Genomic DNA, 16,955 nt, shown 5'->3' with positions numbered 1-16,955 from the left:
AGGAAAGATGCCTAAGATATTAACAGCAGGAGAAGTATTGGTAGAAATCATGGGAACTAAAAAGAATCAGACTTTCAGGGAAACTGGAGAATTCACAGGGCCTTATCCCAGCGGAGCACCGGCTATTTTTATAGATCAGGCAGCTAAAATGGGAGGAAGTACAGGGATAATCTCTGTTATAGGAAATGATGATTTCGGAAGAATAAATACTGACAGACTGAAAAAAGACGGCGTGGATGTTTCACAGGTATATGTATCAGAAGAAAAAACCACAGCTGCAGCATTTGTAGTTTATCAGGAGAGCGGGAGCAGAGACTTTATTTTTACTATAAAAGATTCTGCGCTTCAGGAACTGAATTATGATAAAATTGACAAGAGCTGTCTTGACGGGTGTGAATATTTTCATATCATGGGGTGTTCAGTATTTAATGAAAATATGATAGATTTATTTAATAATATTCTTCCCGAATTAAAAGGAAGAGGGATAAAGGTGACTTTTGATCCGAATTTCAGAAAAGAATTCATGGAAAATCCCAGAATAAAAGAATTAATAGTGAAGATAATGCAGAATGCCGATATAATTCTTCCAGGAGAACAGGAACTTCTTGACCTTACAGGAATGGAAACAGAAAAAGAAGCAGTAAAAAAACTTCTTGAAGACGGGACTATGGCAGTGGTAGTGAAGAGAGGAGACAGAGGTGCGACTCTTTACAGTGAAACAGAACAGATAAATGTAGATCCGGTAAAAGTGGAAGAAGTAGACCCTACAGGAGCCGGCGACTGTTTTGGCGGAACTTTTGTATCATTGGTTTCTCAGGGATACAGTTATAAAGAAGCATTATTTTACGCTAATCTTGCAGGGGCATATTCAGTTACCAAACAGGGACCCATGGAAGGAAATCTTACAAAAGAGGAAATAGATAATATTCATAAGAAATAAATAATTAAAAATGGCTTTCAGTTTTTTTGAAAGTCATTTTTTGATAAAGTAAAAATTTTTTTAATCTGTGTTTTCGGGAAAATTACCGCTTCTTATTCACAAACAGCTGATGAATCAAAGGCTTTAATATGACTTGCAAAAATGTAAAAAAACTAGTAGAATAAAGGGTAAGTCAATTAAGGAGGAAACATGAAAACAAAAATTTTAAGTTTGATGTTATTATTATCAGCATTTATTTTTTCTTATGATTATAAAGAGTTGTTAGTAGGAGACACTAAAGGAAATATTTATGTTCAGGACAATATCTACGAGGTAAGACCTTTAGCATCAATGACAAAGGTAATGACTATTTTATTAACATTAGACAAAGTTAATGCGAAAGAAATATCTTTAGATGATAATGTAACAATTTCATATACGGCTTCAAAGGTTCCATATGGTGTGAAAATGAACGCCGGTGAGACATTCACAGTGGAAGAGCTTTTGAAAGCCACAGCAATAAGATCGTCGAATAATGCAGCTTATGCACTTGCAGAATATGTAAGCCACGGAGATGTGTATAATTTTGTGGACAATATGAATGAAAGAGCAAGAAGCATGGGGCTGAATTCACTGCGTTACTGTACGCCGCACGGACTGCCGCCGGGTGATACAGGGACATGTATGGATCAGGGAAGTGCATATGATATTTACAAACTGGCAATGACTGCGATACAGTATCCTGAATATATGAAAATAGCTGATAAAAGCTCGGATTACATAAAAGGCGGTGCGATACAGCTGAAAGCTACGAATAATCTTCTTGGAAAAGTAGAAGGTGTAGACGGACTGAAAACAGGATATCACAGAGCTGCGGGATCAAATATTGTATTAACAGCTGAAAGAGACGGATTAAGAATGATAGCAGTGGTTATGGGTTCTGAAAAGTCTAAAAACAGAGATACTATAGGTGCTGATGAGATTAATTCATTCTTTTCCACTTATAAGAAAAGCAAAATCGTAGACAGTAATAAAGCAGTAGCTACAATAAAAATCAGCAATAAAGACTATGATCTGTATCCAAGCGAAGATGTAGAAGAAATAATTAATGTAAATAACTTCAATGATTCTAAGGTAGAATATAAATTCAACGTAATAAAAACCGTCCCTAGAAGAATAAAAAACGGGGAAGTTTTGGGAGATTATACAGCAGTTTATGAAGGAAACGAATATAAAGGAAAACTACAATATAAAGAACCTGATAAAATTGGTATATCAAAGTAAAATGATTTAAGGCAGAAATGAGTCACTTTTCATAATATGAGAAGTGATTTTTTTATTACTTTGCAAATAAAAATTATTTTCCAAAATATTGATAAAAATATTTGACAATCAAAATAAAATTTGATGTTATATTATTAAATAATAACAGGAGGTATGGTAATGGCTAAAATAGGAATATTTTACGGATCAACTACAGGTGTTACTGAAGATGTCGCAAATAAAATATCAGCAAAATTAGATAATGCAGATGTGCATAATATAGCAGGTAATCTTGAGAAAATGAATGATTATGATGTACTGGTAATGGGAACTTCGACTTGGGGTTATGGGGATCTGCAGGACGACTGGTTAGGAGTATTAGATGACATGCCTTCATTAAATTTGAGCGGGAAAAAAGTAGCTTATTTCGGAACAGGGGATCAGTCATCATTTAGTGATACTTTTATTGACGGTATAGGAATTATACATGAAAAAATAAAGGATAGCGGAATTACATTAATAGGAGAGACTGACACAGACGGATACGAATTTGACGGATCAAGAGGTGTAGAAGACGGGAAGTTTTTAGGATTGGCAATAGATGACGTAAATCAGTCAGATTTAACTGATGAAAGGGTAGAAAAATGGACAGAGGAGATAAAAAAAGCCTTATAAAATATAACTACGAACTTTTTGCCCATCATATCTATGAACTGAACAAGGGATTGAGGCACTTGGTTTTGCATACTGCTCCTGTAGATACTATGGGATATATGGTGAAAAAATTAGAGAAAAATTCCATTTCATTTTTTGTACAAAAGGTAAGTGACGATAAATGTAACTTATTTTTTGGAGAAAAAGAATGTATAGATATAATAAAGAAGTTTAACAAAACTTCATTGAGAAAATATACAGCCGAAGAAGATTTTATTCTGGGTATACTACTAGGTTATGATCCGCTTAAACAAAGCAAAAGATATTTGAAGTTTAAGGCGGACAGCAATTAATATCGTATTTTAGATTATATTATATATAGCTAAAATAAAGAAAATTCTCTTTATCTTCCAATTAGAGAGACTGCCAGAGAACAGTAATTTCTGATAATATCGGAGGTCTGTTTTTCCGGCAGTCTCTTCTTTTAGCAAAAATACTGATAAATTTATAAATAAGAAAAGGCTGTAAAAATTACAGCCCCTTTTTAGTTATTTTGAAAAATTTATATAAACCCTTTTATTATTGTGAACTAATGCTGTTATTCCAGTCGTTTTTGATATTCAGAAGTAATTCAGAATCCTTGTAAAGTTCCAGAGCCGTGAGGCTTAGCAGCTTTGCAGCCAGAATTAGAGTCTCAAAACCTTTTTCAGAACATGCTGCATTGGTAAATTCAATTGTATGTCCTGTTAGTGAAGAATCACCAATTGCGAGATACGGGTGTATTACCGGTATGACATGGCTTACATTGGCAGCATCAGTGGAACCGCCGGGTTTTGTCTGTCCGGTATCTATTGTATTTCCTGTACATTCTCCATAAATTTTTTGAAATAATTTATCAAATTCAGGAGTAAGTATAAAATGATCCACTCTGTTTTGAAAATATGTAAGTTTTGATGTAGTACCAAAAGATGTATCAATGCCTTTTAGTATGTTTTCTATAATATTTACGGCTTCCTGACTTTCTTTGGAAGTCGCGCCGCGTATATAAAATCTTGCTTTGGCATAATCAGGTATTACATTGGGAGCTTTGCCGCCGTCAGTTATAACGCCGTGTATATTAAGATTCTTGAATTTTCCCAGCTGATATGTGTGTAAAATATTATAAAAATGTATGAGCGCATGCAGGGCATTTATGCCTTTTTCAGGATTCCCCGCGGCATGTGCAGTTTTTCCAAAGAATTCTATATCTACAGGCTCTACAGTCTGTGTTTTTTGTGTAACAGAATTTTTGTTGGCAGGATGAAACATAAGTGCAGCATCTACGTCATTAAACAGACTGTTATTCACATAACTTGCTTTAGCACTGCCGTTATCACCGCCTTCTTCAGCAGGACTGCCGAAAACTATAACTTCTCCACCCAGATCATCTATAATATTTCCTATTGCCGCAGCGGCTCCTGCACTTGCAGTTCCAATAAGATTATGCCCGCATCCGTGGCCTATCTCAGGTAAGGCATCATATTCCGCAAGAAAAGCAATTTTCGGACCGGATTTAGCCGAAGTTTTTTTAGCGATAAAACCTGTTTCATGTCCTGCGATATTATATGTTACTGTAAAACCCTGATTTTCAAGAAGATCAGCAAGAGCCTTGCTGGATACAAACTCATGATTTCCCAGTTCGGGATTATTATGAATAAATTCTGCGGTTTCTATAAGGGATTTATTATTCTCATCTATAAAGTCTATTATTAAATCTTTTTCTGTTTTTGCCATATTATCTTCCTCTTTTCTAAAATCCTATTTCTGATAATGGTATAAATGTAGGAACAGAATTTCCTTTTGTATCATCTTCTATAATTTTTTTCACAGTTTCAGTTTGATATAACTTTACTATTTCCAGAAGATTTTCATCATTTTTATTATCCTGTCTCGCTGCAATGACATTTATATAGTCCTTTGCCAGTTTATCTTCTTTGAAAATAGCCTGACTAAGTGAGAAACCGGCATCTACTGCTACTCCGTTATTAATAACTGATATTTCAGTATCATTCAGAGTCTGGGGAAGCTGATTCGCAGCCATAGGTATTATTTCCAGCTGTTTTGGATTTTCTGTAATATCATTGTTGCTTATGATTTTTCCGCCGCTGTCTTTCAGTTTTATTAAACCGGCTTTTTCCAGAAGTTTTAATGCTCTTCCCTGATTAGAAGGATCATTAGGTATAGTTACTTTCGCTTTTTCCGGAAGTTCGTCAAGGGACTTTAGTTTCTTTGAATAAATTCCCATAGGAGCAAGTATCGTAGTGCCAATAGGAACAATGTCCTGTTTGTTAGTCTCGTTAAATGTATTTAGGAATGAGAGAGTCTGGAAGGCATTAATATCCACATCCTTATCCACAAGAGCCCTGTTTGGCTGAACATAGTCAGAGAAATAAACTATTTCAAGATTTATCCCTTTTTTAGCAGCTTCTTCCTTTATATATTCCCATTGTTTGGAATTAGAACCATTTACACCAACTTTGTACTTTTTACCTGAACCTGATCCGCATCCCGTAATAAAAAATGCCAGAATCAGCAATGCGATCAAATGTAATAAATTTCTTTTTTTCATATATTTTCCTCCTGAATTTTATAAATATTTTGCTTTATTAGATAAATACTTTCCTAAAAACTGTGCCAGTTGCACCAATATTACTATTATTCCCACAGCTGTAACAAGGGTAATATAATCATATCTGTTATACCCGAATGAAATGGCAAGGTCACCCAGCCCTCCGCCGCCTATAGTTCCTGCCACTGCTGTTGCACCTATTATACTTACAAAGGCAATGGACAAATTAAATATTAAAGATGAGGCAGCCTCAGGAAGCAGAAAGTGGGTGATGAGTTCCTGTGTATTTGCCCCCAGCGAATCTGCTACTTCCAGAATTCCATGATCTATCTCCAAAAGAGAACTTTCTACAAGCCTTGCAATATACGGTGCTGCAAAAAATGTCAGTGATACAATTACTGCATTGGGGCCTATAGCACTCCCTACTAGAAGTCTTGTTACAGGAATAAGTAAAAGCAGTAAAACCACAAACGGCAGTGATCTGATAAAATTAATTATTATATCCAGAGTTACATATAATTTTCTATTTTCATATATTCCTCCTTTTCTGGTGAAATATAACGTAAATCCCAGAAAAAAAGCAATCAATGTACCGAGAATAAATGATAATACTGATATGTAAACAGTTATCCATGTAGCGTTAATTATTTGTTCAAATGAAACATTCATATTGTATTTCCTCCTTTTCCGATTTCCTGTACCTCCACGCCGTAGGTTTTCAGTTTTTCCAAAGCAATGTCTGTCTGTTCACCTGCAGATGAAAGCTTTACTACAAGCTGTCCGAAAAAATGTTCCTGTATTTCTGTGACTACTCCCTGCAAAATACTGAAATTAACACCGGTTTCAGCAGTAATGTTTGATAAGACCGGCTCATCAACATGCCCCTTTGAGAATGTCAGCTTATAAAGCCTCCCGTCTATAAGATGCCTGTAAGCAGAATCAGGTATGTCCTGATGAAGTATACTTTCTACGAATTTTTGCGTTGTAGCTTCTTTTGGGAAGGCAAAAATATTAAAAACATCATTTTCTTCAATAATATAACCATTTTCCAGAACAGCAACCCTGTCGCATATATTTTTTACCACTTCCATCTGGTGTGTTATCAGTACTATAGTTACTCCAAGTTCCCTGTTTACTTTCTGCAAAAGTTCGAGAATCTGCTTGGTTGTTTCAGGGTCAAGAGCGCTTGTAGCTTCATCACACAAAAGAATTTTCGGATTGTTGACCAATGCTCTTGCTATTCCGATTCTCTGCTTTTGTCCCCCTGAAAGCTGCTCAGGATAATTATCCCTGTAATTTTCCAGTCCTACGAACTTTAGTATTTCCATAACTCTGCTTTCAGTTTCATTTTTTCCTGCTTTATTTATTTTCAGCGCAATTGCTACATTATCAAAAACAGTTTTACTGTTCAAAAGATAAAAGTGCTGAAAAATCATCCCAATTTTTTTCTTTTCATCTCGGACAGTTTTTTCATCAAGGGAATACAAGTCGGTATTATCAATAAAAACTTTTCCTGAATCCGGTTTTTCCAATGCATTGATAATACGCACAAGGGTGCTTTTTCCTGCGCCGCTGTAGCCGATAATACCATAGATACTCCCTTTTGGTATTTCAAGGCTGACGTTAGCAAGTACATTTTTATGATCAAATGATTTATTAATATTTTCAATTTTTATCATTTGCAAACTCCTTTCTGTAATTCAACAAAAAAAATACTTCAGAAAATTCCAAAGTATTTTTCGTTATTTATTATTAAATAATTTTAAACTGTAATAATTAGTCTAATTCTATTAATAAGTAATTCAAAATATCTTTTTTTATTCTCTGTTTTATTTCAGTATGTAAAAAAGTGTACATCATCATAGACATGCACATTAACATCATATACATTGTGTTTACTGAAATAAAATTAAAGAATATTGCAGACATTTGATTTCCTCCTCATTAAATTATATGATTAAATATATAACTTTTTAAAAGATAAGTCAAATATTTAAATTTCATATTTGCTATATGTTTTATTTATGGATTGTTTTTGGCAGGGATTGGAGAGGGATTATGGAATGTCTGAGTGTGCAGATGTAGAATTATTAGTGCTGATAAACGGATTATACAGGAATATAGGATGAGAAATCAGCTTGGAGATGCATTTTTAACCAATTTTAATTTGAAAAATTTTCTAAAATACTATAAACTATAAAGGTATGCGAAAGTGGTGAAATGGTAGACACGCAAGGTTGAGGGCCTTGTGGCCGATAAGGCTGTACGGGTTCAAGTCCCGTCTTTCGCACCATGCCAATCCACACACTATTTTATATAAATTTTTAAAATAATAGGATCTCTACTTATTAGGTCGATTTTCTCAATAAGTAGTTTGAATAAATTATATAGATCCTCACGATCAGAGTCCTCCATGTTCGCTAAAACAGTTTGGAGGGTTTTTAAATTGTCTTCTTTTTTTCCTGTCATTTTTAGTTTGTATATTAAGTAATTAAATAAAAATAAATACGGAGCAGAGATGCTTCACTTCTTTTATTACAATAAATTAACATAATGTATTATAACTACGATATTTTTGAAAAAAATTACACTTATAATTCATTTGGAAATACTAAAAAAATAAGGCAGATACATATAAAATAATATTGACAAAAATAAATATATGGTTGTATAATAAAAATAGTGGAATGAAATAAGATGTGTAGTCATTACAGTTTATTCACAAATAAAGTTAGAACAAATGTTCTAAATGAAAAGCGGAAAAAGTGAGTAATAACATCTTAAAGTAATGGAATTCTTATGATAAATCATCATTTAATATAAAAAAAATACAAGAAAAATTAAGATATTTAAGCCTAGTAGAGCATGGAAAAATTTGGAAATATAATTAAAATAAACAGAATTGATTAGGAGAGCTAAGAATATCAGTCTGAAATGTATTATAATGTTGATTATCAGCGGTTGATATCAATGTAATTAGTTTATCTGTAAAATTGAAAATAATGTTCTGAAGTTATAATGTTTGAGTTAAAGATTATCTTGAACAATTGTCTGAACTTTTATTGTTATTTCTTTTACAGATAAATTAAGAAGGAGAATAAATGAAAAAAATTATAGCATTAATGGCTCTATTAGGCAGCATTGTGTTAAGTGAAAAACAAACATTAATAAAAGAAACAGAGGATAGAAATAGTATTTATGACTTGTATGATGCTGATAACTTAGAATGGCAGGTGTTTTTTACTGCTTTCTACAATAATAAAAGCGGAAAATCAAAATCGAACTCTGAAATCAAAGATATGGCTCTTTCAGAAGTAAAAACTTTTGAGCTGTTGCCAAGAATAAGAAAAAGATTCATTGCCTTTAATGATAAAAATCTAGATTTAGCAATACCTTTGATTCCAGAAATATCAGATATTAGTATTACCAAGAAACCAATAAATATAAATGTTCCTAATCTGACTGATCTCCCTGATATAGCAATTCAAGGAATTACTTCAATACAAATAAGTGATATTAATGTAGATAGAGATATAAATATTGTATTATTAAATCAAGAAATTGTTCCTAAAACATTTGAAAGAATAGTCATACCAGCACTGAATTTAGAACAAAATGGCAATGGATATAATGCTGGTTCCAGTGCTCAAAATTTATATACGAATATTGATAATTTTGCTCAGGGGACGTTTTTGTCAAGTACAGATACACACACAGCCTTGCTGCAGTTAATAGGTACAAAAGGTTCGACTTACACAAATCCAACTGGCGGAAGCGGAAGTTTAACTAATGTCATAACATCAGATATAGGAACGAATCGGTCAGGGTCACGTATAATAGCAATGGAAAGTCACAGAGGAGAAGCAGGTTCGCTTGCCGGGAATACAAATCAGGTAATATCATTGACTACAACCGGGAATCTTACAGTAAATACTAATAATGCTAAAGCACTGGAGATTGAGCATGGTTACAGCGGACGCGGAGATATATCTTATGTTAATCAAGGAAATATAATTTCTGATCCGACAAGTTATAATGTAATTGGTGTAGACTTTATCAGATCAAGAAATTTACTTCATGCAGAAAATTGGGGTTCTATAACTTTGATGGGTGATACAAGTATTGGATTTGAAGTGCTTAATGCCACAGCTACAATTGGAATAGTAAACAAATCTAATGCGAAAATAAATTTATACGGTAATGGAAGTTACGGATTTTATTTAAATAATGGAGATTTCTCGAATACAGTTGTCCAAACAGCAACAAATATAGATCCTAGTATAATTTTTACTAATAAATTCATCCAAAACGGGGAAATAAACTTATATGGATCTGATGATTACGGCATAGTAGTGAACGGCTTAGCAAAATTTCCGGATAATACAGTGTTAAATGGCGGGAAAATAACTATAAGCGGAAATAATTCTACGGGGATATACCAAAGTATTGCTAATAAGCCTTTTATAAATGACGGGAGTATAATAATAAGCGGTACAAACAACAATGGGATACGGGTAGATAACGGAACTAGCATAAATTCAAATACTGGTATAATTGATTTAAATGGAAATGTTTTCAATTCCGCAGGTATGGTAGCTGCTAATATAGATGGTCCTTCAGCAATTACTAATAATGGAGTAATAAGAATCAACTCAACAAACAGTAAAAATATAGGAATGTATGGAGTTGACGGCGGACTTACAAGTAACACAGTTAAGAATACCGGGCAAGTGATTTTAAATTTAACTGATATTTCAGCACAAAATATAGGTATTGTAAATATTAATTCTAAATTCCAGAATGACGGGAGTATAGAATTAAATTCAACAGCCTTAAACAGCACGGATTCATTTAGCAATATGGCTGTTTACAGTAAAGCAGGGATAGTAAATTTAGGGGTAAACAGCAGTCTCAAATTAAATACAAATGGAAATGATATAGGAATATACGTGAAAAATAACAGCATATTAAATACCGGAGGAAATATAAGTATAGAAAGTGTGAGTACAGATGATAAGTATGATTATGGAATTTATTTAGACTCTGCTGCTTCAAATACACTAAATTTATTAAATACAATTTTTACGCTAAGAGGTCAAAGTGTTGGTATTTATTCCGGCTGGGACAGTATAAATTTTTCATCCGGCAATATTATAAATCTATCTGGAGAAAAAGGAATAGGTATTTTATATGAAGTTACAGATAACTCACCTGTTAGCAGTATAGCACCTGTAGTAAATAATGCAGGGATAATAAATTCTGATCAAGGAACGGGTATATATATACTAGACAATGGAAATACAGGTCTAAAAAAACTTGAGAATAATAATAAAATAAACATAATGGACGGTGGATTTGGAATAGTTCTAAATTCCAGTATTTATAATATCACGGATAATTTAGAAATTGTAAATAATGGAATTATTGATAATACAGATAACTCGCTGAACAGAAGTTTTGGAGTATATTCAAAAAATGAGAATTTGAAAGTTTCGGGAACTGGAAGTATAAAAGTATCCTCAGTTTCTAAAAATATCGGACTATATGTAAATCAGGGAGAAGCGGAATTTAACAGTAATATAGAGTTAGGAGAAGGCGGGATAGGAGTATACTTAAATGGAAGTGCTGATAATACCGTAAAAACTACTCTGAGAATAGGAACAACAGGAAATGAGATAACACAATTAAGCGGGGCGAAAAGTTTAGGTCTGGCATCAATAGGCGAAAAGGCAGATATTATTATAGGAGTAAATGGAATTAGTCTTTTAGGATTTAACGGTTTGAACAGCGGAGTCAGTATTTTACAGTCTGGTGGTTCAAACAGCGGTTCATTAGGTGTCTATATAAAAAATTCTAATATAGATAACTCAACAGGCGGAATTATCAGGGTTGGAGATTATGGGGCAGCGGTTTATCTGAATAGTGCAGATACTTTAAGAACTATTAAATTAGGGAAACTAGAGTCAGGAATAAACAGCATAGGGCTTTATACTGAGAATTCCAGTTATATTGATAGTATAGACAGTATAACTACCGGAGGAAATAGTGTAGGGATCTATGTAAAATCAGGGTTATTTGATAATGCTTCGGCAGATGAGAGCAGGTTTTATTTAGGAGCGGGGAGTAACGGGTATTTTTTAGAAAATGGAAGTTTAAAAAGTTCTCTAGGGTCAAAAAACATGGTGTTCGGAGATGATCTGTCAGGTGTTTTAATGACAGGAGATTCAAATATAGATAGTTCGATAAAAAATATAAAAATCGGAGATAAGACTCTTTCAAATATCCAGCCGATAGTTTTAAGCATTCAAAATTTAATTGGAACGAAAAGTTTGTCTGCCGGTTTATATGGCGGAGACGGAGCAGTAGGGATTTATTATGTGGATACTTTGAGTTCTGGCAAGATGATTTATAATGGATCAGGTTTGGCAGCTCCTGATATAGAGATTGGAAAATTCGGAGGAATATACCCGGCAGTAGGGATATATGCAAAATCTTTGAATAATGATAATATTTTAGATTTAAATAATACTTATCTAAAGGTAAACGGTGACGAAACAATTGCAGTGAGAGTAGATGGTGCAGCGCTAAATATAAATAACGGGACAATTGAAATGACAGGAAAAGGTGTGGTATTTGCAATACAAAATAACGGAATTATTAATGTTTCGCCAACAACAGAAATAATAACACCAGATAATGGAATGATAATATTAAGGGTAGAAGATTCCGCATATATAAATAACTCAGGAACGAAAATAGCAGTTCCAAATAGCAGTATAGGAATATTTGCCAGAAATTCTGCGGTTATAAATGATGGAGAAATAGAGTCTAAAATTTTTTCAGGAACAAAAGCAGTTCAATCTACAGGAATTTACACTGAAAAATTCGGAGTTGGAATTAATAGAAATAAAATAAATTTAGGTGATGAAGGAATAGGAATTTTTGGATATTATTCAAATATTATAAATGATGTAACAGGTATAATAAACAGCGGTGATTTTGGAGTAGGTGAGTATGTTACTTTAGGTTCCGCAGCAGAGAATAATGGTAAAATTTTAGTAGGAAATCAGGGTGTAGGAATTTATGCTGATAATATATCCGGTGCAGCAGGAGTTTTGGGAATAGGAAAAGAAAATAAGATAAAGAATGCCGGGATAATAGAATCTACAGCTGATAATGCTGTGGGAGTATATTCTATAGGGCATGATCCAAATAACAGGTCGATGATTGATAATACAGGAAATATCAATTTATCAGGATACGGTACATTTGGTATATTTGGTAAAAGAACAGATATTTCAAACTCTGGGAATATCAGTGCGGGCAGTGGGATTACAGGAATAAATTATTCTCTCGGAATATTCGGGACAGATAGTTTAGTTACTTTGAATGGCGGTAATATAAGTACCGGAGATAATTCTATCGGAATAGGAGCAGTGGCAGACACTGAAGATTCTGAAGTAAGAATTATTTCCGGAAATATACAAACAGGGGCAAATTCTGTTTATAATTATATAAAAAGAGAGATTTCTTCTGTAGCAGGAATTTCTTTAACAGATACTTCCGGCGGTATTTATGATCTAAATAAGATGAATCAATTTGGAATTTATACATCAGAGGGAGATGTCTTTTCCAATAAGACAATTTATATAAGGGAAGGAACCGGGTCAATAGGAATATACGGAAAAAATTTAACATTAGATAATATGACTATTTCAGGAATTACTTTAAATATCGAAAATGAACAGACTGGTTCTGTATTAAAGACTGATTTTAATTCTTTGAAACAGATAACTTTTGATAATAAAGTAAATGTTCTGGGAAATAAAGCAACTGGTATTATCCAAGAAGACGGAAGAGTTTTAAACCTTGGAGAAACAATGGTATCAGGTGAAAAATCTATTGGGATATTAGCTGTAGATGCAGATGGTACTGTGACAGGACAAATGGAAAATTTTGGAAATGTGAGCGTGGCCGGAAAATCTTCAGTAGGAATTTATGGAACTACTGACGGGACAGGGCAGTTAGAAATAAATAACAGCGGAATGATAAGTGTTTCTAACAGCAGTGTCGGAGTATACGGAGAGAAAAATTCGGTTATTAATAATACAGGAAACCTGTTTGTCGGAAAAGATTCGGTGGGTATTTACGGGAATCAAATTTTGGTAAATCAAATAAATGGAGTTACTGATATAGAAGAAAACGGAATAGGATTTTATGGAAAAGGCGGACAGATACAATTAAATAACAGTGTGGTGAATGCAGCAGGAGATAATTCGGCAGCGTTTTACGGGACAGATGGAGCAACTATTACAGCAGCGGGAATCATAAATGTAGGTAATAACACTTCAACAGTCGGAAGTTTTGGATATGTAGGAAGAAATGGAAGTACACTAGTAAATAATGCAGATATAAATGTAAGCATGAGTTCTGTGGGTATGTATGCTTATAATTCTACTATTATAAACGGTAATAAAATTTCTAATTCAGGAACAGCAAGTAACTCAGATAACTCAATAATAGGTATGTATGGTGACAATAATTCCGTTATTATTAACACAGGTATTATATCAACAGGAGATGTTAGTTTGGGAATTTATGCCGGTGAGAGCAGAGTCGATAATCAGGGAACTATAAGAGCAGGAAATACTTATACTGATCCTAATAATTCAGAAGTTAATAATTTTGCAGCTGGAATATACGGCTATAATAATTTAAATATGATAAATTCAGGAACTATAGAAACCGGAGTAAAGGGAATAGGAATTTATTCATATAAACCAATGGACAAAATAGAGAATAACGGTGTAATAAGTTCTGGCGGTGAACAAACTGTAGGAGTTTTTATAGAAACAGGACTGGGGAATGAATTTATTAATAGAGGAAACATAGTCCTGACTGGAAATAACTCTGTAGGGATAGCCGGTGTAAATAATGCTAAAATCACAAATGATTCTGCAGGAATAATTAATTTAACAGGAGAGAATAGTGTAGGCATATATGCTGATGAGAATACAGCAATAGAAAATAAAGGCTTAATTACTGTAACTGGTAAAAACGGAATAGGGATATTAATGAAAAATGGTTCTACGTTAGTAAATTCAGGAATAATAAATGCTGATTTAAGTAACGGAGGACAATTAATAGTGACAGATTCATCAGTTTTGGCACCAGTAGATTATTTGAATTCAGGGTCTAAATATGATTTGCCCAGTATAATCAATGCCGGAGTAATAAAAGTAAATGAAAAGTTTTTAGTTCCGGAAAATGCAGTTGTTCAGATAAAAGTCGACCCCGGCACAGTAAGAGCAGCAAATCCTCTGCCGTCTGATTATGCTCCGGAAGATATAAACGGGAAATTTTTGGTATCAGACGCTGTAAAATTTATAGCACCAGAATTTGTTTTGAGAAATGTAGAAGTAACACCTGATTTTTCTCAAGGAACAAATGTAAATGTATATAAATTAGAAGAGGTATTTAAGCCAACCACACAAAATGGGGGTCTAAACAGCGGGGGTTCGGATATAGTGAGTAAAGGGATATTTTGGAGTGCTATTCCAAATGTTAATTCTGACGGTAATTTAGATATTTGGATGGAAAGAATTCTATATTCTGATATAGCGAAGGGAAGCTGGTGGGAAAGCTTTGCTAAAAGCTTAGATGAAAATTACGAGGATGCACAAGGCGAATCTTTACTATTTTATGATAAATTAGATATGATAGAAAATATCAGCGAGTTAAATAAAATTATCGGAAATATCGCAGGAAATGTTTATGCTAATATAAATCAGAGAGAGTACGACATTGCTAAAACATTTGATGAATCATTAGACTTACTTCAAAGTTCGAAAAATAACACAGATGAAAGTGTAAAAATTAATATAATTGCAGGTAAGGGAGCTACAGGAGAAAATAAAGCCGGAGTTGTAGGTTATGATTATACTACGGCAGGAGTTTTAGCCTTGAAAGAAACAGAGAAGAGCTATAAACATAAAATCGGGTATTCTTTAGGATATTTACATACCGGATTCGAGTTTGATGATAGCAATGAAAGTGAAGAATGGGTAGATACAATACAAATAGGGGGACATAACAGATATGAAGCAGACAATTGGATTTTGCGAAATGATTTAACCGGAAGAATAAGTTTTCACAATATAGATAGAAATATAGACTGGGGAAAATCTCAAAGATCAGAGATGAACGGGACATTTGAAACTTACAGTTTTAGTCTTGATAATATAGCAGGCAGAGAAATAGCATTAGGAAAAGATAAGTGGATAACTCCGTATGAAGCTTTTAGACTCATGTATATAACAAGACCGGGATTTGAAGAAGAAGGAAAAGAAGGTCTGGAAATAGAAGGGAATGATGCATGGAGTATAAAGCCGAGAGTCGGTGTAGAATTAAAAGCAGAAAGTCCTTTAGGGAAAAAAGAACAGTGGAAACTAAGCGGAAAGTTAGATTTAGCATATGAGTATGAATTAGGGGATACAAATGTGACAGAAAGGGCAAAATTAAGTGCAGTAAAGATGCAATATTATGACTTGCCTAAACCGGAAGAAGAGGGCGGCGTTTTTAGAACTAGGGCATCGGTGGGAGTAGAAGTGAAGGACAGATACGGAATATTCCTTACAGGAGAGTATGGAGCAGGTGATAACAGCCAGGATGAATACAGAACAAGTATAATATTAAAAGCAGTATTTTAAGAAAGTGAGAACATTTCCGGATTTTTATTTGGAAATGTTCTTTTAAAATATGGGAAGTTAGTAAATGTAGGAAGTGTAATATGGTTTTCTAAATATATTTTTATCATTATTGTTGTTCCAACTGTAACTTTATACACTAATTAGAAATTATAATTAATAGATTTTACTATCTTTTAATTTTGTATATAAAAAAATATGATATACTAGTCACATTACTCTACAAATATCAAAATTAGTAAATAGATTTGACCTATTTATCTGAATAAATAGGTCATTTTATTTATTTTAGGAAGGAGGTTTTGTAATGGCATATGTAATTGACAAAGAAGCGTGCATAGCATGCGGAGCGTGTGAACCTGTCTGTCCTGTAGATGCCATAATGGAAGATGACGGGAAATACCTGATAGATCCTAATCTTTGCATTGAATGCGGTGCTTGTGAAGGTGTCTGTCCAATGGAAGTAATATATTCTGGTATTAATGAATAAAGAAATAAACTTCACATAGATTTTTAGTTTAACAAATACAGTATTAAAGCAGAACCTGACAGTTAAAAACTGAGAGGTTCTGTTTTCTTATAAACTTATTTTTTTATAAAAATACAAAAACTAAAATTTATCAGTTTTGTGGAGAAAGGTATACCTGAATAAAAAACAGGGATCAAAATCCCTGCTCACATAATTTTATTAGATTTTATACAGAACTCCAAATATCCCGTTTTAATAATCCCGAGCCTGTGATAAAAAGTCTGTAAATAAAAAAATCTTTTTATGATAAACTAAAAACAGGAGGACTTTATTATG

Annotated in this window: 11 protein-coding genes and 1 tRNA gene; 7 read left to right on the top strand and 5 right to left on the bottom strand. The window is 33.4% G+C overall.

Annotated features, from left to right (window positions below):
• Positions 1–7 precede the first annotated feature (7 nt).
• From NK213_RS08485 to NK213_RS08470, 4 genes are all read left to right on the top strand, one after another.
• Positions 8–940, top strand: a complete 933-nt coding sequence (locus NK213_RS08485; protein WP_253348480.1) for a carbohydrate kinase family protein — start codon at positions 8–10, stop codon at positions 938–940.
• 189 nt (positions 941–1,129) lie between these two features.
• Complete coding sequence (locus tag NK213_RS08480) at positions 1,130–2,203, top strand: D-alanyl-D-alanine carboxypeptidase family protein (protein WP_253348479.1); 1,074 nt, start codon at positions 1,130–1,132, stop codon at positions 2,201–2,203.
• Between the two features lie 159 nt (positions 2,204–2,362).
• Positions 2,363–2,857 (top strand): flavodoxin, encoded by a 495-nt coding sequence (locus NK213_RS08475; RefSeq protein WP_253348478.1) that lies wholly within the window; start codon positions 2,363–2,365, stop codon positions 2,855–2,857.
• Entirely contained in the window at positions 2,827–3,189 is a 363-nt protein-coding gene (locus NK213_RS08470; RefSeq protein ID WP_253348477.1) for a DUF2023 family protein, read from the top strand. The genes NK213_RS08475 and NK213_RS08470 overlap by 31 nt, the downstream gene beginning before the upstream one ends.
• Positions 3,190–3,415: 226 nt before the next feature.
• Here the strand turns inward: NK213_RS08470 and NK213_RS08465 are convergent, their stop codons facing one another.
• From NK213_RS08465 to NK213_RS08445, 5 genes are all read right to left on the bottom strand, one after another.
• Positions 3,416–4,609: a M20 family metallopeptidase gene (locus NK213_RS08465; protein ID WP_253348476.1), complete on the bottom strand. Its 1,194-nt coding sequence runs from the start codon at positions 4,607–4,609 to the stop codon at positions 3,416–3,418.
• A 16-nt stretch (positions 4,610–4,625) separates the two neighbouring features.
• Positions 4,626–5,444, bottom strand: coding sequence for a MetQ/NlpA family ABC transporter substrate-binding protein (locus NK213_RS08460; RefSeq protein WP_253348474.1), 819 nt, complete (start codon positions 5,442–5,444; stop codon positions 4,626–4,628).
• Between the two features lie 18 nt (positions 5,445–5,462).
• The gene (locus NK213_RS08455) at positions 5,463–6,113 is read right to left on the bottom strand and encodes a methionine ABC transporter permease (RefSeq protein ID WP_253348473.1); all 651 of its coding nucleotides are present in this window, start codon (positions 6,111–6,113) and stop codon (positions 5,463–5,465) included.
• The gene (locus NK213_RS08450; RefSeq protein ID WP_253348472.1) at positions 6,110–7,123 is read right to left on the bottom strand and encodes a methionine ABC transporter ATP-binding protein; all 1,014 of its coding nucleotides are present in this window, start codon (positions 7,121–7,123) and stop codon (positions 6,110–6,112) included. The genes NK213_RS08455 and NK213_RS08450 overlap by 4 nt, the downstream gene beginning before the upstream one ends.
• 97 nt (positions 7,124–7,220) lie before the next feature.
• The gene (locus NK213_RS08445) at positions 7,221–7,373 is read right to left on the bottom strand and encodes a hypothetical protein (RefSeq protein WP_253348470.1); all 153 of its coding nucleotides are present in this window, start codon (positions 7,371–7,373) and stop codon (positions 7,221–7,223) included.
• Between the two features lie 277 nt (positions 7,374–7,650).
• Between NK213_RS08445 and NK213_RS08440 the strand changes: the two genes are divergently transcribed.
• The 3 genes from NK213_RS08440 to NK213_RS08430 all read left to right on the top strand — a co-directional run bounded on the left by NK213_RS08440 (position 7,651) and on the right by NK213_RS08430 (position 16,640).
• A tRNA-Leu gene (locus NK213_RS08440) sits at positions 7,651–7,737 on the top strand.
• Between the two features lie 808 nt (positions 7,738–8,545).
• Positions 8,546–16,153, top strand: coding sequence for an autotransporter outer membrane beta-barrel domain-containing protein (locus tag NK213_RS08435; RefSeq protein ID WP_253348469.1), 7,608 nt, complete (start codon positions 8,546–8,548; stop codon positions 16,151–16,153).
• Between the two features lie 304 nt (positions 16,154–16,457).
• Positions 16,458–16,640: a 4Fe-4S binding protein gene (locus tag NK213_RS08430; RefSeq protein ID WP_253348467.1), complete on the top strand. Its 183-nt coding sequence runs from the start codon at positions 16,458–16,460 to the stop codon at positions 16,638–16,640.
• Positions 16,641–16,955 lie beyond the last annotated feature (315 nt).

Origin of the sequence: Sebaldella sp. S0638, assembly GCF_024158605.1 — a bacterium.
Lineage (GTDB): Bacteria > Fusobacteriota > Fusobacteriia > Fusobacteriales > Leptotrichiaceae > Sebaldella.
The sequence above is the reverse complement of the archived record's forward strand: the minus strand, read 5'-3'. Positions and strand labels throughout refer to the sequence as shown.